The sequence below is a fragment of the Streptomyces sp. NBC_00425 genome (genome assembly GCF_036030735.1).
Taxonomy (GTDB): domain Bacteria; phylum Actinomycetota; class Actinomycetes; order Streptomycetales; family Streptomycetaceae; genus Streptomyces.
Genome location: NZ_CP107928.1, coordinates 403444 through 421954, shown reverse-complemented (window position 1 = coordinate 421954; position 18511 = coordinate 403444). Strand labels below are relative to the sequence as shown.

At 70.5% G+C, this 18511-nt stretch carries 14 protein-coding genes and 3 pseudogenes; 8 read left to right on the top strand and 9 right to left on the bottom strand.

Translation table 11 applies throughout. From position 1 onward, the window contains the following. Positions 1 to 179: 179 nt before the first annotated feature. Entirely contained in the window at positions 180 to 737 is a 558-nt protein-coding gene (gene ssuE, locus OHS82_RS01835; RefSeq protein ID WP_057575063.1) for an NADPH-dependent FMN reductase, read from the top strand. Positions 738 to 797: 60 nt separating this feature from the next. Next, a pseudogene (locus tag OHS82_RS43355) lies at positions 798 to 1419 on the top strand (hypothetical protein); the annotation flags it as partial. A 17-nt stretch (positions 1420 to 1436) separates the two neighbouring features. Here OHS82_RS43355 and OHS82_RS01825 read toward each other — a convergent pair. The 3 genes from OHS82_RS01825 to OHS82_RS01815 are packed head-to-tail and all read right to left on the bottom strand — an operon-like array spanning position 1437 to position 5206. Continuing rightward, a complete protein-coding gene (locus OHS82_RS01825; RefSeq protein WP_328433094.1) occupies positions 1437 to 3551 on the bottom strand; it encodes a xanthine dehydrogenase family protein molybdopterin-binding subunit in 2115 nt (704 codons plus the stop codon). Next, positions 3548 to 4594, bottom strand: a complete 1047-nt coding sequence (locus OHS82_RS01820; RefSeq protein ID WP_328433093.1) for an FAD binding domain-containing protein — start codon at positions 4592 to 4594, stop codon at positions 3548 to 3550. The genes OHS82_RS01825 and OHS82_RS01820 overlap by 4 nt, the downstream gene beginning before the upstream one ends. A gap of 51 nt (positions 4595 to 4645) precedes the next feature. After that, complete coding sequence (locus tag OHS82_RS01815; RefSeq protein ID WP_057575065.1) at positions 4646 to 5206, bottom strand: (2Fe-2S)-binding protein; 561 nt, start codon at positions 5204 to 5206, stop codon at positions 4646 to 4648. A 265-nt stretch (positions 5207 to 5471) separates the two neighbouring features. Between OHS82_RS01815 and OHS82_RS01810 the strand changes: the two genes are divergently transcribed. Next, on the top strand, positions 5472 to 5753 hold the full coding sequence (locus OHS82_RS01810; RefSeq protein ID WP_157876274.1) for a hypothetical protein: 282 nt from the start codon (positions 5472 to 5474) through the stop codon (positions 5751 to 5753). A gap of 57 nt (positions 5754 to 5810) precedes the next feature. Here OHS82_RS01810 and OHS82_RS01805 read toward each other — a convergent pair whose 3' ends face one another. Further along, entirely contained in the window at positions 5811 to 6383 is a 573-nt protein-coding gene (locus tag OHS82_RS01805; protein WP_328433092.1) for a dihydrofolate reductase family protein, read from the bottom strand. 370 nt (positions 6384 to 6753) lie between these two features. Here OHS82_RS01805 and OHS82_RS01800 point away from each other — a divergent pair. Then, positions 6754 to 7149 (top strand): annotated as a pseudogene (locus OHS82_RS01800) (transposase); the annotation flags it as partial. Here the strand turns inward: OHS82_RS01800 and OHS82_RS01795 are convergent. Together OHS82_RS01795 and OHS82_RS01790 are read right to left on the bottom strand one after the other, a co-directional pair. Next, positions 7146 to 8000, bottom strand: coding sequence for an alpha/beta hydrolase (locus OHS82_RS01795; RefSeq protein WP_328433091.1), 855 nt, complete (start codon positions 7998 to 8000; stop codon positions 7146 to 7148). The pseudogene OHS82_RS01800 and the gene OHS82_RS01795 overlap by 4 nt on opposite strands. Before the next feature lie 157 nt (positions 8001 to 8157). Then, positions 8158 to 9441 (bottom strand): MFS transporter, encoded by a 1284-nt coding sequence (locus OHS82_RS01790; protein ID WP_328433090.1) that lies wholly within the window; start codon positions 9439 to 9441, stop codon positions 8158 to 8160. Positions 9442 to 9497: 56 nt separating this feature from the next. On the opposite strand from OHS82_RS01790, the gene OHS82_RS01785 reads away from it, so the two are divergent. After that, positions 9498 to 10595 (top strand): ArsR/SmtB family transcription factor, encoded by a 1098-nt coding sequence (locus OHS82_RS01785; RefSeq protein WP_328433089.1) that lies wholly within the window; start codon positions 9498 to 9500, stop codon positions 10593 to 10595. Between the two features lie 1275 nt (positions 10596 to 11870). Here the strand turns inward: OHS82_RS01785 and OHS82_RS01780 are convergent. From OHS82_RS01780 to OHS82_RS01770, 3 genes and pseudogenes are all read right to left on the bottom strand, one after another. After that, positions 11871 to 12062 (bottom strand): annotated as a pseudogene (locus OHS82_RS01780) (MerR family transcriptional regulator); the annotation flags it as partial. A 476-nt stretch (positions 12063 to 12538) separates the two neighbouring features. Beyond that, on the bottom strand, positions 12539 to 13138 hold the full coding sequence (locus OHS82_RS01775) for a tellurite resistance TerB family protein (protein ID WP_328433088.1): 600 nt from the start codon (positions 13136 to 13138) through the stop codon (positions 12539 to 12541). 1157 nt (positions 13139 to 14295) lie between these two features. Further along, on the bottom strand, positions 14296 to 14781 hold the full coding sequence (locus tag OHS82_RS01770; RefSeq protein ID WP_328433087.1) for a MarR family winged helix-turn-helix transcriptional regulator: 486 nt from the start codon (positions 14779 to 14781) through the stop codon (positions 14296 to 14298). A 76-nt stretch (positions 14782 to 14857) separates the two neighbouring features. On the opposite strand from OHS82_RS01770, the gene OHS82_RS01765 reads away from it, so the two are divergent. The 3 genes from OHS82_RS01765 (at position 14858) to OHS82_RS01755 (ending at position 18243) form a co-directional block, all read left to right on the top strand. Next, complete coding sequence (locus tag OHS82_RS01765) at positions 14858 to 16051, top strand: FAD-dependent oxidoreductase (RefSeq protein ID WP_328433086.1); 1194 nt, start codon at positions 14858 to 14860, stop codon at positions 16049 to 16051. Then, positions 16051 to 17571, top strand: a complete 1521-nt coding sequence (locus OHS82_RS01760) for a multicopper oxidase family protein (protein ID WP_328433085.1) — start codon at positions 16051 to 16053, stop codon at positions 17569 to 17571. Before OHS82_RS01765 ends, OHS82_RS01760 begins: the two co-directional genes overlap by 1 nt. Before the next feature lie 216 nt (positions 17572 to 17787). Beyond that, entirely contained in the window at positions 17788 to 18243 is a 456-nt protein-coding gene (locus tag OHS82_RS01755; protein WP_328433084.1) for a hypothetical protein, read from the top strand. Positions 18244 to 18511: the final 268 nt, after the last annotated feature.

Below are 18511 nucleotides of genomic sequence, written 5' to 3'. Positions count from 1 at the left end.
CGCAGGCCGGGGCTTCCGCACGGTTGTGATCGGCACCCCTGAGCAGATCGCCGAGCGGCTCGGCAAGCGGGTGCTTCCCCTGGCACGCGAACCGGAAGCGCGGGAAGCCGCGTCCGAGCCCGCCGCGCCCACGCCTGACCGCGGCCCGCAGACGAAACGACGAACCGAAAGGTCCTTGCATGGCTACTGTCCTGTCCGTCTCCGGAAGCCCCTCCGCCACCTCCCGCACCGCTCGGCTGCTGCGCCACCTGGACGAGCGGCTCGTCGCGCAGGGCCACGAGGTGATTGCGCTGGACGTTCGTACCCTGCCTGCCGAGGCGCTGCTCGGGGCCGACTTCGGTCACCCGGCGATCGTCCGGGCCACCGCCCTGTTCGAGCAGGCGGGCGGGGTGGTGATCGGTACCCCCGTCTACAAGGCCGCCTACTCCGGACTGCTGAAGTCGCTGCTGGACCTGCTCCCGCAGTACGCGCTGGCGGGCAAGACGGTCCTCCCGCTGGCCACCGGCGGCACCACCGCCCATGTCCTGGCCATCGACTACGCCCTGCGCCCGGTGCTCGCCTCCATGGGCCCCGCGCACATCACGCCGGGCTGGTTCACGCTCGACAAGGACATCACGGTGGGCGAGGACGGCACGCTGACCGTCGCGCCGGGATCGGCCGAGGCTCTGGCTCAGGTCACGGACGCGTTCTCGGCCGCGCTGGGCGGGCGGACGACGCTGCTGGCGGCCGCCGGATGAGCGTCGCGCACGTCATCGCGGGATGACGCCGAGGCCCTTGCCGCGGCCGCGGAGCCGGCCGCGCTGCTCGCCCACCGGATCCCGGTCCTCGAGAGCCGAGGACGACACGCCGCACGTGGCGTACGTACCGCGCGGCGCGCCCGGCCTCACGGTCGTGGACGACTGGGACGGCATGGGACAGCGCACCACCGCCGGTGAAACGGTCCGCCTCGATTCGGTGCCTGTGCCGGCCGACCGCGTCGTGCCACACCACCTCCCCCTTCCAGGGGCCCCGGACTGCCCGGCTCGGTGCCTCAGGCGCGGCCGACTGACCGTCCTGGTGTTGAAGGGAGAGGATCTGGCCGACGCCGACCAGATATCAGAGCGGACCAGTCTCGATGACGCCTGTGAAGCCCAGCTGGTCGCCGAGGCCGCCATCGGCCGCGTCCGCGACAAGTTCGGTTCGCGCGTCATCGGCCCGGCGACCGTCTTCAGCCGCGCCGCGGGACCCCACCCGGCCTCCCGCTCCTGTCTGCTGCCTGAATCGACCCGGGCCACCGGCTTCCGGCCGGCCTCAGACACGTGTCTGTCTTCTTCTGGCGGGGCAGGCAGGCAGACGACGTCGGCGAAGAGGCCGGCGAAGGCCAGGTCCTGGCCTTCGGGGCGGGTGCCCGGACGCGCGTGGCGCTGTGCCCCGGGCTGACGTCCGCTCAGCGCCGGTCAGCGGGCCGGCGCCGGGTGCTGACGGGCCTCCAGCAGGCCCGTCAGCACCCGGTCGGGAGTGAGCGGCGGTTCGCGGAAGCGGACGCCCGTGGCGTGGTGCACGGCGTTGCCGATGGCGGCCGCCGTGCCCACGATGCCGATCTCGCCGATCCCCTTGCTGCCCAGCGGGTTGAGATGCGGATCGTCCTCGTCGATCCAGTGCGCCTCGATGTCCGGCACGTCGGCGTGCGCGGGCACGTGGTAGGCGGCGAGATCCGACTCCACGAAGTCGCCGAAGGCCGGGTCCAGGGTGCTGCCCTCGGTCAGCGCCATGCCCAGGCCCATCGTCATCCCGCCGACGAACTGCGAGCGCGCCGTACGGGAGTTGAGGATGCGCCCGGCCGCGTACACCCCGAGCAGCCGGCGCACCCGCACCTCTCCGGTCACCGTATCCACGGAGACCTCCGCGAAGTGCGCGCCGAACGCGTGCCGGGCGAAGGGGCTTTCGGCGTCGGCCGTCCCCTTGGTGTCGGCGAGAGCCTCCAACCCTTCGTCGGGCAATGGCCCCTGACGTTCCGCCAGCTGGGCCGCGAGCCGGGTGCAGGCCTCGTGCACCGCCCAGCCCCAGGAGGCGGTCCCGGACGAGTCGCCCGCCAGCGGAGCCGCCGGCAGATCACTGCTGCCCACCCGGATCCGCACCCGCTCCAGGGGCACCTCCAAGGCGTCCGCCGCGACCTGCGCAAGGACCGTACGGGCGCCCGTGCCGATGTCCGCGGCGTTCACCTCGACGAGGTAGGACCCGTCCGGCAGGGCACGCGCGGCGGCCTGTGACGGATACACCTGCACCGGGTACGTGGAGGCGGCCACGCCCGTCCCGAGCAGGAGCGGCCCGGCGGCGCGCGCCCTGGGGCGGGGGTCGCGCTCGGACCACCCGAACCGGCGGGCGCCCTCCTGCAGGCACTCGACGAGATGCCGGCTGCTGAACGGCTTGCCGCTGTCCGGCTCGGTCTCCGGTTCGTTGCGGATCCGCACCTGGACCGGGTCCATCCCGAGCGCCTCGGCCAGCTCGTCCATCGCCGACTCCAGGCCGTACATGCCCGACGCGTGACCGGGCGCCCGCATCCAGGACGGCGTCGGCACGTCGAGCCGGACCACGTGATGCCGACTGCGCAGGTTCGGGCAGGCGTACATGACACGGGCCGGGATGCCCGCGGACTCGACGTACTCCTTGATGCGGGACGTGTACGTGGTCACCTCGTGCACGAGCGACGTCAGCCGGCCGTCGGAGCCCGCGCCCAGGCGCAGCCGGTGCAGCGTGGGCGCCCGATGACCGACGGAGGTGGGCAGCATGCGGCGGGGGAGGACCACGGTCACCGGACGTCCGGTGTGCCGGGTGGCCATCGCGGCGAGCACCACGTCCGGCCGGGGCGTGCCCTTGGACCCGAAGCCACCGCCGACATGCTCGGCGAGGACCGTGACCCGCTCGTTCGCCAGCCCGAACATCGTGCAGAGCACGCCACGCACGGCCGTGGTGCCCTGGCTCGATGTGTGCACAGTGAGCCGTTCGCCGTCCCAGTGCGCGGTGCTGGCGTGCGGTTCCATGGGGTGGTTGTGCAGGGGCGGCACCCGGTAGCCGACGTCGACCCACACGTCCGCGTCGGCGAACGCGCCGTCGGGGTCGCCCAGCTCCCGTGCGCCGGGATGCGTCCCGGCGACTTTCTCGGGGACGTACGCCTGCGGGTGCGTGGCGGTGAGCGTGACGTCGTGCGTCTCCTCGGCGAAGGTGACCCGTACGGCGGCGGCGCCGGCCCGGGCCGCCTCCAGGCTGTCGGCCACCACCAGGGCGACGAACCAGCCCCGGTTCGGCACCTCGGGATCCTGGAGCACGGCGAGTGTGGCGTCGTCCGCCGAGGCGAGGCGGGGAGCATTGCGGTGGGTGAGCACGGTGACGACGCCGGGCAGCGCAATCGCCGCCGAGTCGTCGACGTCCGTCACCCGGCCCCGCACGATCGCCGCCGGGACGGGTCGGGCGAACAGCCGCCCGGGAAGGGGCTGTTCGGCGGCGTAGCGGGCAGTTCCGGTGACCTTCTCCCGGCCCTCCCTGCGCTCGGCGGGAGCGCCCACGGCGGTCATGAGTCCTCCCCATGCGGTCCGGGTCCGCCGCGCCCGGGCTCGTGCGGCACGGGCCTCTGCGAGCCGGTCACCTGCGGTACGAGTCGCGTGAGGACGTCCACGGCGAGGTTGCGGGCCAGCGGCACCTTGTACGCGTTGTCGCGCAGCGGCCGGGCCTCGGACAGTTCCAGTTCGGCGGCGCGCTCGAAGGCCGCGCGGGTGGGAGCCGCGCCCAGCAGTGCCTCCTCGGCCCGCCTGGCCCGCCACGGGCGGTGGGCCAGCGCCCCGAAGGCGATCCCCACGTGTGCGACGACGCCCCCGGCGACCTCCAGGACCACGGCGACGGAGGCCAGCGCGAAGGCGTACGAGGCCCGGTCGCGCGCCTTGCGGTACGCGGACGGCAGCCCGGCCGTGGCGGCGGGCAGCAGGACGGCTGTGACGAGCTCGCCAGGTTCGATCACGGTGTCCCGTTCCGGTTGCGTCCCGGGCAGCCGGTGGAACTCGGCCGCCGCCACCCGGCGCACGCCCGCCGTGCCGTACAGCTCGACCTCGGCGTCCAGCGCCACGGCCATGTCGGACGGCTGGGTGGCGATGCAGTGCTCGGACTGCCCGAGGACCGCGTGGTCGCGGTGCACGCCGTCCCGGGCGGCGCAGCCGCTGCCCGGCTCCCGCTTGTTACACGGCTTGGAGAGGTCCTGGAAGTAGGGGCAGCGGGTGCGCTGCAGCAGGTTCCCGCCGGTCGTGGCGGCGTTGCGCAGCTGGCCCGAGGCGCCCGCGAGCACCGCCTGGGAGAGGACCGGGTAGCGGTCGCGTACGCGCGGGTGCGCCGCGAGGTCGCTGTTGCGCACCAGAGCGCCGATGCGCAGCGACCCGTCCGGCAGCTCCGTCACCTCGTCGAGCGGGAGCCGGGTGACGTCGACGAGGGCGGTCGGCCGTTCCACGCCGAGCTTCATCAGGTCGACGAGGTTGGTGCCGCCGCCCAGATAGCGTGCTCCCGGGTGGGCGGCGAAGGCTTCGGCCGCCTCCGCCAGGCTGCCGGCCCGTACATAGGCGAAGGTTTCCACGGGATCACGTCCTCTGGTTGCCCCGGTCGTGCGCTCGGGCCGCCGGCCTCGTCATGCGCTGCTCGCCCCGCTCACGTCCGCTACAGCGTCGACGATGCGCGGATACGCGCCGCAACGGCAGAGATTGCCGCTGAGCCGCTCGCGGATCTCGTCCCGGTCCAGTGCGACGGGCCGTCCGGAGGGCGCCGCGGGATCCGTGACGTGCGAGGGATGGCCCGACTGCGCCTCGGCGAGCGCGCCCACCGCCGAGCAGATCTGGCCGGGTGTGCAGTACCCGCACTGGAAGGCGTCGCGATCCAGGAAGGCCTGCTGGAGCGGATGAGGATCCTCGCCGTCGCCGGACAGGCCCTCGACGGTCGTGACGTCGCTGCCGTCCAGGGCGACGGCGAGCAGCAGACAGCTGTTGACGCGCCGCCCGTCGACGAGGACCGTGCACGCGCCGCACTGACCGTGGTCGCAGCCTTTCTTCGCTCCGGTGAGGTCGAGATCCTCGCGCAGCACGTCCAGCAGCACACGCCGGTGGTCCACGGCCAGGGTGTGCGGCTTGCCGTTGACGCGCAGCGTCGTGTCCGATCGGTGGGGCGATGACCGGGGGCCGTGTTCACTGCCCATGTTCTGGTCCCTTCCGGGGCGGTCCGGGGCGGTCCGGGGCCGTGCGGGGCCGTGCGGGGCGGTCCGGGGCGGTTTGTGGTGCTGCGGGGACCGCGTATCCAAAGTGGGGTCCGTGACACGTCCCGGAGCGAGGCAATCCGGGAACGGGGGCGGGTCGGCCGCCCGCATCCAGCTCGAGTGCGTCCGCGACACCAGCAGCTGACCGACGAGCCGCCCGTTGACGAGGGGGCTGCGCTGTCGGTGGTCACTGCCAGTGATGGCCGGCATGACGATCAACCAGGTCACACGTCACGCCGTCGCGGAAGAGCGCATCGAGCAGGCCCTCGACAACATGCCGAGTCGGGTCTTCAGCCGGTGGCACGACATGCGCTACGGCGACATGCCGCCGCGGCGCGGGCTCAGGGAGCTCGGCGAGGAACTGGCCGACCTGACGATCGAACCGGGTGTGCTCATGCCGGCCCGGGGCAGCGGGACGCTCCACCATCGGGTGGAGCACGTGCTCGCCCTCTCGACGGTGATCCTCTCCCTGCTGAGGACTTGCCCGTGACCCGGTGCGACAACGTACCTCGGCCCACCACAACCAAGAAGGTGCTGGTCGACCGGCTCAGCGAAGGACGCGGTAGCGGATGTGAGTGGCCTCCGGCGTGTCGATCACCCGGATGATCTCCAACTCGATCCGCGACGGCAGGACGTCGAACAGGCGACGGCCATCACCGAGCAGCACCGGGATCTGATGGATCTGCACCTCATCCAGCACCCCGGCCTCAAGCGCCCGTTGCGCCGTGTACGCGCCACGCACCTGCACGTCCTTGTCCCCGGCGGCGGCCTTGGCCTGTGCCATCGCGCTTTCGATCCCGTCGGTCACGTAGGTCACCAACGGATAGCCCCAACGGGCGGCGGGGCCGGGCGGGCGGTGACTGGGCACGAAGATCGGGAGACCACCGTGATCACCGCCCCAGTGATCCATGAGCTCGGCAGTGCGTCGTCCCGCGAGCACCGCACCGGCTGTGTTCCATTCGTCCTGGAAGTGCGCGGCCGGCCCGGACGGCGGGCCGGACTCGTCCTGCGGGCCGGCCCACTTGTGCAGTCGTTCGCCATCGTCGCCGCCCAGAAAATCGTTTGGATCGGCGATATATCCGTCGACTGACATCGACATGTCGAGCACTGATGCGGACACTACGGCCTCCTGTGGGTTCGATCCAGACTCGTTCAACTGTGCTGTAGACCCGGCATGGCGGCATTACTCATCGGGCATCGCAGCGGCAACAGCTCACGTGAGCTTGCTTGCCTCTTCAGTCGCCATCGTCGTCCAGGCGGGGCGAGATCCAGACGGCTGCCCGCGCGAGCGCCGTCGAACACGCGGCGACCGTCCGGCTGACTGACCTGCCTGTGCATTCCGTCACCCACGAGCCGCATTTCGTCGGTTCGCCTCGCTGGGCGACAGGACCTGCTGGTTGCGATCGAACGTCACCTGCGACGATTCGGCTGTGAGCTATGACCTTGCTGTGTGGGACGGTGAACATCCACTCGACAATCATCAAGAGCTCGCCGAGATCGTGGCCAGCATGCCCGGCATCGGCCCGCTGCTGGGTGCCGAGTTCCTCGCCGCGATCGGCAACGACCTCGCGGCCTTCGCCAGCCCAGACCGACTCGCCGCCTTCGCCGGCCTGGCTCCGGCACCGCACGATTCCGGGAAGAGGAACGGCAACCTGTACCGGCCCCGCCACTGCCACCGGGGTCTCCAGCGCGTCTTTTACATGTCCGCCTTGATGAGTGTGCGCTACGACCCCAACTCCCGGACGTATTACGACCGCAAGCGCGCCGAGGGCAAACGCCACTCCCAGGCCGTAATCTCCCTCGCCAGACGCAGAGTCAACGTCTTGTGGGCCCTGATCCGGGACGGCCGCCTGTACGAAGTCGCTGCGCCTCAGCCCACCGGTTAGTCCGGGTGATCGTCCGACCGCCACAACCAGCGCAGGGCATCGGGCAGCAGGACCCCGCCGTGGTTGGGGCTGTGGCCGCCATCGCCCAGGACAAGGCGGAAGTCGTAGCCGGCTTCTGCGAGCGCGGCCGCGACGCGCAGGTTGTTGGCGAGCCAGTTTGCCTCGGGCGCGTTCCAGCGCAGGTCACGATGGCCCGCTTGCATGAAGATGCGCAGCGGCTTGCGAGGGACGCGGGGGATGAGTTCAGGGTATGGGTTGCCGCCCGGCATCTGCGTGAAGCTGGACAAGTACCCGATCACCCGGCGGAATTTGTCCGGGCGCAGCCACGCCGCGGTAAAGGCGCAGTTCCCGCCGCTACTGCCACCACAGATGCCCCACCGGTCGGGGTCCTCGGCAATCGAGTAGTGCTTCGTGACCTCAGGGATGATCTCTGTCAGGAGAAAGCTGACGTATCGATCGTCGTAGGCGTCGTACTCGATATTGCGGTTCTTCGGGTTCTCGGCGTCGGGGAAGACACCCGGGTCGACGAACACGCCGATGGTGACCGGGATGTCACCCCGGTGCATGAGGTTGTCCAGGACGATCGCACCGCGGACCTCCCCCTCAGGGTCCAGGTACCACCATCCGTCCTGGAACACCATCAGCGACGCCGGCTCGGCGGGGTCGTACTGCGCGGGCAGATGGACCCAGAACTTCCGTGACGTTCCCGGGTAGATCGCGCTGTCGTTCCAGTCGAACTCAATCGTCACGCCGGAGGGCACGCCGGGCTGCACGCCGGAGTCGGGGCCACGGGCGTAGCGCACATCTGACTGGTGAATCGGAAGCGGCTGGTAGGGCACCTCGATCGTCACGCGGGCCAACCTAGGAGAGATCACGAACGGTCTCAACGGGGTTTATGACGGCCCACACACGGCTTGACTTATCCATTGGGAAGCCCCTGAGTGCTTGTCCCGGCCCGGTTGAACAAGGTGGTCGGCCCACGAAATGGGCGCGCCGGCGGCGCCTGGTTCACGCTTCGGTGGCGGACGTCGCTGATGCCCGGTGGGGCGGCGCCGGAGTTGCCGGCAGCTCTCGGAGTGCACGGATGGGGGAGTAGAAGACCGGGAGGAAGGCGCCGGCCAGGCACACCGCGCCTGCCCACACGACGATGCGTACGTTCGCGGCCTCACCGATGAGGCCGCCCAGAGCGGAGCCGATGGCCAGGGCCCCGGTGAGCAGGAAGCGGAAGGTGGCGTTCATACGGCCGAGCAGCGGGTCCGGGGTCAGGTGCTGGCGCAAGGTGACGCCGAGGACGTTGTCGATGCCCGTCTTGGTCATGGCGGCCAGCCACCCGGCGCCGGCCACCCACAGCAACGGACCGGCGTCGACCAGTGCAATGGCCGGCGCGGCGGGTGCGAACCACAGCCCGGCCAGGGCCAGGGTGCGGCCGTGGCCCAGGCGGGCGGCAAGAGGGTGGGCAAGGCGGGCACCGAGCAGGATGCCCAGGCCGCCGGCTGCCCAGTACAGGCCGAGTGCCCCGGCGGGCAGGTGCAGTTCACGAGTGAACAGCACCGGCAGCATGGCGTTGATCATCTGTGCGCCGAGGTTGGTGAGGGCCGCGGTGAGCGCCAGGGGCCGCAGCTCGCGGGTGCCGAGGACGTGGCGCAGCCCTTCCATGATCTCGGCCCGTAGCCGTCGCCTGGCGGTCGAGGGCTCCGTGCGAGCGGGGTGGCGGGCGATACCGGTGAGGCCGCAGGCGGAGGCGAGGTAGGCGAGGGCGCCGCCGAGAATCGCCAGGGGAGCCGTGAGGAGTTGGACCATGAAGCCGCCGGTGCCGCGGCCGGCGATGTTGGCGCCGGCCATCAGGCTGACGATGGCGGCGTTCGCCGGCACCAGGCGCTCGCGGCCGACCAGTTCGGGCAGGACGCTCTGCGAGCCGACGTCGAAGAACACGGTGGCACAGCCGGTCAGCAGCACCACTGCGTACAGCTGCGGCAGCGAGAGCACGCCCAGCCACCAGGCGAACGGAATCGAGGCGAGCAACACCGCACGAGCGGCGTCGGCGGCCACCAGCAGGCGGCGCCCGGGCAAGCGGTCCACCCACGCGCCCGCGGGCAGCCCAATGAGCAGGAAGGCGGCCGTGGACAGCGCAGCCAGCGCACCGGCCTGGCCGGGGCCGGCGTCGAGCGTGGTCACGGCGAGCAGCGGTATCGCCACATAACCGATGTTGCTTCCGAGGTGACTGAGGGCGCTTGCGGCAAAGAGCGTGCGGAAGGCGCCCATGCGCCACGGGGAATCTGGGACTTCGTTCATGAGGCGTACGGTGAGGGACGCTGCGCGGCTCCCCATAGAGATTTACGCTGAGCTAAATGATCGAGATCGAATTCGCCATGGAGGACGTGGCCCGCACCCGTTTCGCGATCTCCCCACTGTGGGAGGTGGTGGCAAGCGTCCGGGTACTCAAGGGTGCGGACTCACACGGCCTGCACCGCACCTGGGCAGACCAGGTACGCCCGCGGCTGGCGGCGGCCGGCCTCGACCTGAGCCCGCTGTTCGACCTCGTCCCGATGCCCGAGCGCTTGCCCTGGGCCGGCCGCATCCCGGCGTTCATCTGCCCGCCGCCCACGACGCCGCTGCCGTCGCTGGACATTGAACTGGCCACGGTGCGGGCCATGCCGCCGGCGCTTCTGCACACCACGGCCGAGGTGCCGGAAGCGCGGATGGCGGCTCTGCGCGGCAATCCGGCCGCCGAGCTCGCGCGGCTGACAGAGACGATCGAGGCGTACTGGGAGCTGGCGCTGGCCCCGTACTGGTCGCGCATCCTCACCCTGCTGGAGGGCGACATCCGCTACCGCGCCGGCCGCCTGGTCGCCGGCGGCGCGCAGCACCTGTTCACCGACCTCGACCCGCAGGTCCACTGGGCTCGAGGCACCCTGCACCTGGAACACCGCACCGTGCGCGGAGCGCGTCGGCTCGACGGCCGGGGCCTGCTGCTGGTGCCCTCCGCCTTCGTCTGGCCACGCGTCTTCTCCGTGCTCAACGAACCGTGGCAACCCTCCCTGCGCTATCCACCCCGCGCCGTCGGCACGCTTTGGCACACTCGGCCCGCGACCGTCCCCAACGCCCTGGCGGGGGTGCTGGGCCGCTCCCGCGCGATGATCCTGACCGAGCTGACCGCCCCCGCATCCACCACCGAACTCGCCCGCCGCACCGGCCTGACCCCCGGCGGCACCTCCCAGCACCTCACCGCCCTGCGGAACGCCGGACTGGTCAGCGCCCACCGCGCAGGCAGGCAGGTCCTGTACGCACGCACCCAAGCGGGCCAGACAGTGATGAAGGCTGCAGAGTCGGGCTCACCTCCATCCGCTGCGGCCACGCAAACCCAGCACTCACAGGCTGTGAGCGAACATGGAGGGACCAACCACGACGCTCAGCCGGGCCGACTCAAGCGCTCAGGGGCCAACTGATGCGGCACCGCAGGTGGGCCGGGGCGAGCAGGGCCTGGCGTGCGGCGCGAGTCGCCGCCACCGCGTCCCGATCTCGCGTCGTCTGGCCCTGGGTTGTCCGGACGAAGCTCACTGGCCGAACCGCTGGATTTACTCCCGCTCAGTCAGCCCGCTATGGGCTGTACCAGCCCTGGCGGCTATGGTCCGCCGCCCTCAGCTTCGGGACCGCACTGCCTGTTCGTCACCGCCATGTGGTCAACGTGGCGCTCTTCGCGTTAACACTGCGGACCGCTTACGAACTCTCGTGCCTCCTCCGTACGGGTACGTAGTCGCTCGCCGACTGGGCCTGGCTCACTTTCCCCGGCATCCACTTCCCGCACAGCGTCACCGACGCGATCGCGGTGTGCCCCTCGGACTGCTCGTACTGCGCTGTAGCCTGCGCAGCGCCCGGGCTGCCCGCGCCCGGCATGGGAGGCGCCACGAAAGCGACTTGGCAGCTCGGCCTGTCGTCTGGGGGTGGCGCCGGCCGCCGCGGTTGGCGCGCTCGCGGGCCGCTGGGTGAGTCGGTACGACCAGGCGCAAGCGGATTTCGTCTCCACGCTTCTGTACGACCGGATGGCTGCGGCGGCCGCAGGGCTGGTGTGCCTTCTGGCAACTCTGTTAGGTACGGGGCAGGGCGGGCCTCGTGCCCGGCCTTGTCGGCAGCTCGACTCACGCCTGACGACGCTGCTCGTCGCGGCGGTGCTGTGGACCATCCGCACCCATGCTGACTTCTGGTCAGGTCATGTCGCACATGAACTACTTTGCCGACCCGATCGCACAACTGGCGCTCCTGGGAGGCCTGGTGGTGCCTTCGCATGTCCTGCCGCCGGACCGGGACCCTGCACCCGCAGCCCTGATCCTCGCACCTTGTCCGGGAGCATTCGGGGCCGCCGTTCTCACAGCCGCTCTCGTCCGGACCAACTGACCAACTGCATCATGATTCACCTCTGATCGAATGGCGCGCAGCGATTGTGCACCACACCGATACCTGCACCAACCGGATCGCCGACGTGGTGAAGGCCGTTTGCGTTCTTCACCACGTCGTCAACGTGAGGTTGTTGAGCGCTCCTTGTACGCGGCATGCGCCAGGCGGTGGCGCAGGCATCCACCGTCGACCAACTGTTTGACGAGCTGTCGATTCAGGGTCGCCTCGTTGCTCATGGACGTCGCTCCAAAAGGCCGGCTGGAGCTGCGCACGTCGGCAGACCCCGGTTTCTCCCTGGTACAACACTGCCGTCGGCAGCCCGGTGGAGCTCAGCTGTAGTAGGCGATCTTCTCGTCGAGAACTTCCATGGCCCGGCAGAGAGCCGCCACCCGTTGCTGCAGGGCGGCACGGCGCTCGAGAAGGAAGGCGACCCTGTGCTGCGGAGAATGCTCAGCGCGCAGAATGGCGATGAACCCCCGCAGGTCCGCGATGCCGAGGCCGGCATCGCGGAAGCACGTGACCGTGACACATGTGAGCGTGTTGGGCAGGTCTGGTTGCGCGCTGAGCTGCGTGCCCCGGACGCTCCCGGTCTGCGCGCCGACGAGGGCTCAGGCGGAGCGGAGAGCCGACAGCTGAGGGTGTGGTGGACCGGGCCCCAGCTGCCCTGAACTCCGCTCCGTCATCGACGCGTCAAAACTCCGCCGCCACTACAGCCCCCGCTGGACCAAGGACGCACCTTCGGCGACGAGGATGCGGCCCAGGCCCGGCGGCACAACACTCCGGTGGTGTTGAGGGCCCTGCGCGACGTCGTCCGAGGCGTCGTATGGCTCGCTGGCCGGACCAACACGGCCAGTGGTCGACGCGCTCAAACCGACCCGGAAGCATCCGCATCATCCACGGCATCCCATGACCGAACCCGGGACGAGTCCGGAGAACTCCGGGGCTCTGCCGGCGGTCTGGCTATGGCTGGGCTACGGCTACAGCCGTCGGGCCGTGGTCAGAGCTGGAACTCCGCCGGCGACACGCCCAGCACACCGCAGGCCTCCCGGAGGATCGCCTGTTCCGCCTGGGAGAAGTGGCCGTCGGCGCCGGCGATGACGATGCCGGTCTGGACGACCGCGCGGGCCTCGGTGGGTTTCTTCGCGGCCTTGGCGATCTCCTGCAGGGCCTCGGCCCTGCCCTGCGGGAAGTCGCGGGTGAGCTGGTCCACATGCCGGTTGAAGCGCTGGCGCAGCTGGTCCGGCGGGAAATTCTGCAGCACGTCGTTGCTGAGGATCATCGACTCCATCTGCTGGCGCTCGGCGGTGTCCACATGCCCGTCCGCCGCCGCGACCAGGGCGCACATCGCCATGCTGGCGTCCCGGTACGCACCGCTCTTCAGCTCCGCCTTCAGGGAGCCGAGCTGTGTCTTCAGCAGGCCCACCAGCTGGCCTTTCGAACCGCCCCGCGAGCTGCCGTGCGAACCGCCGGCCGCCGCGGCACCGTGGCTCCCGTGGCTGCCGTGACCGCTCTGGCCTCCCGCCGCGCCGTGGCCGCCGCCCTGGACCTGTTGCTGCAGCTGCTTGGCCTGGTCCTTGAGCCGGTCGAACAATGCCATTGACGTCACCTCGGTATTCGTCGGGTCATGCACGCTCATTTGATCAACGTCCACCCCTGGGCAAAGGTTCCGCAAAGGCGCGGAGGATTGTGACGCGAGCGGAGGGGGTTGTCCCGGGTCACGGCCCGATCGAGGCCGACATCCGAGGGGAATGATCAACAGCCCCTCTGATCAGGGCATCAGTCAAACGTGCCTCAGTCGCGTGCACCTTCCTGTACGTGCGTCCGGTACGTGCGTCCTCCGCTGACTCGGCGTCAGCTCACCGCTGCCGTGTATCCAATCGCAGACCCGCGCGGCCACCTGGTCCGGACCGACGACGTACCGGTGGAGAGGTAATGGATCCCGGCCGCGTACACCGTGCTGCTGTCCGCGCCCAACGCTGCCGAGGCGCTGTCCCCGCCCGCCGTCGGCCGCGGCCCGCTCAGCGGCTGCCGGGGGGTTCCGCAGCTGGAGCGTGCCCGAGCTGCCGCCCACGGCGAGCGTGCGGCCGTCGGGGTTGAGGGCGAGCGCGCCGACGGCCTGCGGGGTGTCGCCGAGCCGGGCCGGGAAGGCATTGCGCTCGGCCCGTCGGCCTTGCGCTTCAGTGTGCCGTCCAGCAGCGTGATCCGGCCCGGTCCCGTCGCCCACCGCCGGCTGTGTGCGGTTCCCGCCGAAGGCGACGGTGCCGTCTGGTCGCACTTACTGCGTCGCCCGCGGGCGCTCGGACGTGATCCCCGAGACCCGGGGGGCGCCCGCCACGCCTCACAACCCGGCAGTTCGGCCGCCCCCTGGCCTGGTTCATCGCCCGCCGCCCCGGCGGCACCATCGCCGGCGCCCTGCAATACCGCCACCAGCGCATCCAGATGTTCGAGGGCTACGTCGGCGCCAGCGACTCCGGCTTCCGTGACGAAGTCGAGACCGAAGAAGCCTTCACCCGCAACCGGTTCCTCACCAACCTGGGCGCCGACCAAGACCGGCCGGCCCTGACGGGCCCGGCCGGCGCGGAGGCCGAAGCCGGGCTCGCCGAACCTGCCCGCCACACCGTCTTCGACGGCCAGGTCGGCACGGACGATGCCCGCCTGCCCGCATCCTCACCCGTCACGACACCCACCTGTACCCGGGCACCTTCATCACGGGTGCGGGGCCTTGTCGTGGGCGGGGGAGGGTCGTGGGCGTCGTCAGGCGGTCTCCCCGGTCAATGTGCCCGTGGCCCGCTGCTGGACGGCGGCCGACCGGCGGAGGAAGTCGAGGATCACGTCGAGCTGCTCGTCGGTGTAATCGGCGTAGAGCGCTTCGAGGCCGGAGACGAAGTCGGCGAACAGGACACCGAAGCTCGCCACACGGTCCCGCTCGATCTCGACGATGACCCGGCGGCCGTCGGCGTGGTCACGTGACCGGCGGACGAAGCCCTTGCGCTCCAGCCGGTCGACCAGCCCGCTCACCGACGCGGGCGCCAGACCCGTGCGCGCGACGATCTCGCCCGCGGTAAACGGCCCCTCCCGCTCCAGCAGATCGAGGGTCTTCTCCTCCGTCATGCCCAGGCCCATCCGAGCGCCGACGGCGGCGTGGAACATCACCGCCGCGTTGCTGTGCTCGCGGCCGGCCTGATGCAGCGCGGCGAGCAGTTCGCCGCGTCGATCCGCGTCGCTTGACACCCGTGCCATCCTCCTCGTAAATTTCGTTCGTGCGAACTAAATAACTGTGTGTTACTACAATACCACCCAAGGGGGCGGCGTCACAATGACGACGGCATTGATCATCGGCGGGGGGATCGGCGGCCTGACCATGGCCCTGGCGCTGCAGCGCGCGGGCATCGAGCCGCTGGTCCACGAGGCGTACGACCGACCTGACGACTACGTGGGGTCGTTCCTCAACACCGCCTCGAACGGACTCGACGCGCTACGCGCCATCGGTGTCGACCTCACCCGCCACGTGGACGGGGTCCCGATTCCCCGCATGGTCCTGTCGAGCGGCTCGGGAAAGCGGCTCGGCGAGGTCGCCAACGGCACCCGGCTGCCGGACGGTTCCGTGAGCGTATGCGTCCGACGCGGCGAGCTGCAGCGGGCGCTGCGCGCGCAGGTCCGCGCGTGCGGCATCCCCCTCGTGTTCGGCAAGCGCCTCGACACCTACCGGACCCTGCCCACCGGGGTGGTCGCACGGTTCACCGACGGCACCGAGGCATCCGGTGACCTCCTGGTCGGCGCCGACGGCATCCATTCCCGCACCCGCGCGCTCCTCGACCCCGACGCGCCGGCGCCCCGCTTCACCGGACTGCTCAGCGTCGGCGGCTACAGCGAGGGCACCGGGCTGGCCCCCACCACCGACACCCAGCACCTCGTCTTCGGCAAGCGGGCGTTCTTCGGCTATCTGGTCCGAGAGTCCGGCGAGACCTACTGGTTCGCCAACCTCCACCGCCCCGACGAACCGGACCGGCGGGACCTGGCCGCCATGACGACCGACCGGTGGCGGCGCCACCTCACCGCCCTCTTCGCCGACGACACACCCGTCATCGCACGCGTCCTCGACCACCTCGTCGGGGAGATCGGCGCCTACCCCGTGTACGACATCCCGACCAGCCCGGTCTGGCACCGGGGACCGGCCGCGCTGATCGGTGACGCCGTGCACGCCACCTCCCCGTCCGCGGGCCAGGGCGCGTCGATGGCCATCGAGGACGCCGTCGTACTCGCCCAGTGCCTGCGTGACGCGCCCGACACCACCACCGCGTACACGACCTACGAGCGCCTGCGCCGTCCGCGCGTGGAGAAGGTGGTGGCGTACTCCCGGACGCTGTCGAACAGCAAGACCGCCGGTCCGGTCGCCCGGGTCCTGCGGGACCTGATGATGCCCGTCGCGCTGCGGTACTTCGCCAACCCGGCATCGCACGCCTGGATGTACGACCACCACATCGACTGGGACCGCCCGGTGGCTGCCTGATGGGCGCGCGACGCGTCGACCGCCGGACGCTGCTGAAACTGGGCCTGCTCGGGATACCGGCGACCGTCGCCGCGGCCGGGAGCGGCCTGGCGTATGTCTGGGCGGGCGCGGACATCGACACCGCCGGAAAGGTCTCCTTCACCAACCGGCTCGCCGTCCCGCCGCTTGCGCGCGGCCGCCGCGACGGCGCGGGCCGCCGGGTCTTCGACCTGCGGATCGCCCCCGGCCGGCACCGGTTCCGGCCGGGGCGGCCGACCGCGACCTGGGGCGTCAACGGCGCCCACCTCGGACCGACACTGCGCGCCGCCCGGGGTGAGACCGTCCTGCTGCGGGTGCGCAACGGCCTGCCCGAGGCGACGAGTCTGCACTGGCACGGCATGCGTCTGCCCGCAGCCATGGATGGCGGACCGCACCAGCCGATCGAGCCTGGACACACCTGGTTGCCGACCTGGCGCATCGACCAGCCGGCCGCCACCCTCTGGTACCACCCGCACCCGCACGGACGGACGACCCGGCACCTGTATCGCGGCGTGGCCGGCCTGTTCGTCGTCGACGACCCGACGACCGGACCGGACGAACTCCCCCACCGGTACGGCGTCGACGACATCCCGGTCATCGTCCAGGACAAGAGATTCCACGCCGACAACCGACTCGACGAGTCCGGCCCGACGATGAGCGGCGCGGGCCCGGTCGGTGACACCATCAGCGTCAACGGCACGCTCACCCCCTACTTCGACGTCACGACCGAACACGTGCGTCTTCGGCTGCTCAACGCGTCGAGCACGCGGGTCTACCGCTTCGGCCTGGACGACGACCGGCCCTTCGCACTCGTCGCCACCGACGGAGGGTTGCTCGCCGAGCCATGCCGGACGAACCGGGTGCAACTGTCTCCCGGGGAACGCGCCGAGATCGTCGTGGCACCGGAACCGGGCCAACGGCTCGTACTGCGCAGCCACCCTCCCCGACTCGGCCTCGACCCGTGGAACCGGCGCTTCGCCGGCGGGGACGACACCCTCGACATCCTCCAACTCCGCGCGGCGAACCACCTCAAGCCATCCGCGCCGCTGCCCGAGCGGCTCGCCGACGTACCCCGGCCCGACACGTCGGCCGTCGCGGCGACCCGCACGTTCTCCCTCTCCGGCAACCAGATCAACGGCCGGGAGATGGACATGGCCCGCATCGACTTCGCGGTCACCAGGGACACCACCGAGATCTGGGAGATCACCGCGGACGACGGTGCGCCGCACAACTTCCACGTACACGACGCGCAGTTCCAGGTACTGACGATCGGCGGCGCGCCCCCACCGGAGTCGCTGCGTGGCTGGAAAGACACCGTTCACACCCCACCGAACACCCCCGTCCGCCTCGCCCTCCGCTTCCACGACCACACCGACTGGCGAACGCCGTACATGTACCACTGCCACCTGCTCCAGCACGAGGACCAGGGCCTGATGGGCCAGTTCGTGATCCTGGAACCGGGGGACAGGCTGGGCGGGGCCCACACGGGCCACGCGGACTGAGATGCTCCCGCCTGGAAGCTGTCACCCACCGGACGAGTCCGCGTGTCTACGGCGCCACGTGCGCGTCCTGAGCTGCGTGATGCCCCGCGAGGTCTGGACGGTCTGCAGACAGTCCGGTGCGGCCGACGACACTCAGCCACTGTTACTGGTTGAGACATGCCACCTGGCCTCGATATCCGTCACCCTGGTCAGCTCGACCGCTGCCATCATGCTCAGATGGCCCGATACATAGTGATCTTCCTCGCCCCAGACGACGAGACTGCCGCTGCGACGCGCCTGCAGGGGCCTGGTGAGGCCTTTGAGTCAGTGACCTGCCATTTCATGGAGCCGGACACGGCCATTGCCGAATGGGACATGTACTTCGAGGAGCCTTCGGCCGAGGCCCCGCCGGTTGAGCAGCTCTATGCGTGGCGGCCGTGGCCGGAGTGGGTCACCGCACCCTTGAACGATGGCGTTGAGGTATTTGCTCTGCCGCAGCGGCTGACCCGAGCACTGGCCAACGCGACCTCCGTCGAACTGGAGAACCTTGCAGGTCGCTGGACCAATCGACTCAGGTCCGAAGAGGGGGACGACATGACCGACGATGATCTGCTGGCGGTCCTGCAGGGAATCGCCCGGCTCGCAGCGTCTGCGGTCAACACAGGTGGTGGCCTCTACAGCTGGAGCTGCTGACCGCCATCCTGCGAGGGACGCTCGCTCTTGACGCCGCTGCACGCCACGAGCTCGGTCCCCGTGGCGTCGAAGTACAGGGTGAAGAACCAGGACCGGTCCGCTGCGACGATGTCGCCAGTAGCGACGTCCCCACACCAGACTGAACGCTCAACTGCCGTCCTGGAAACGGTCATCAGTGTCGATCCACTTCATCCGGCATGCATTTCGACTATCGAGTGATCGCCCTTATCGTCGGTTCATCATGTCCGGTCACCTGTGGGGGGAACAC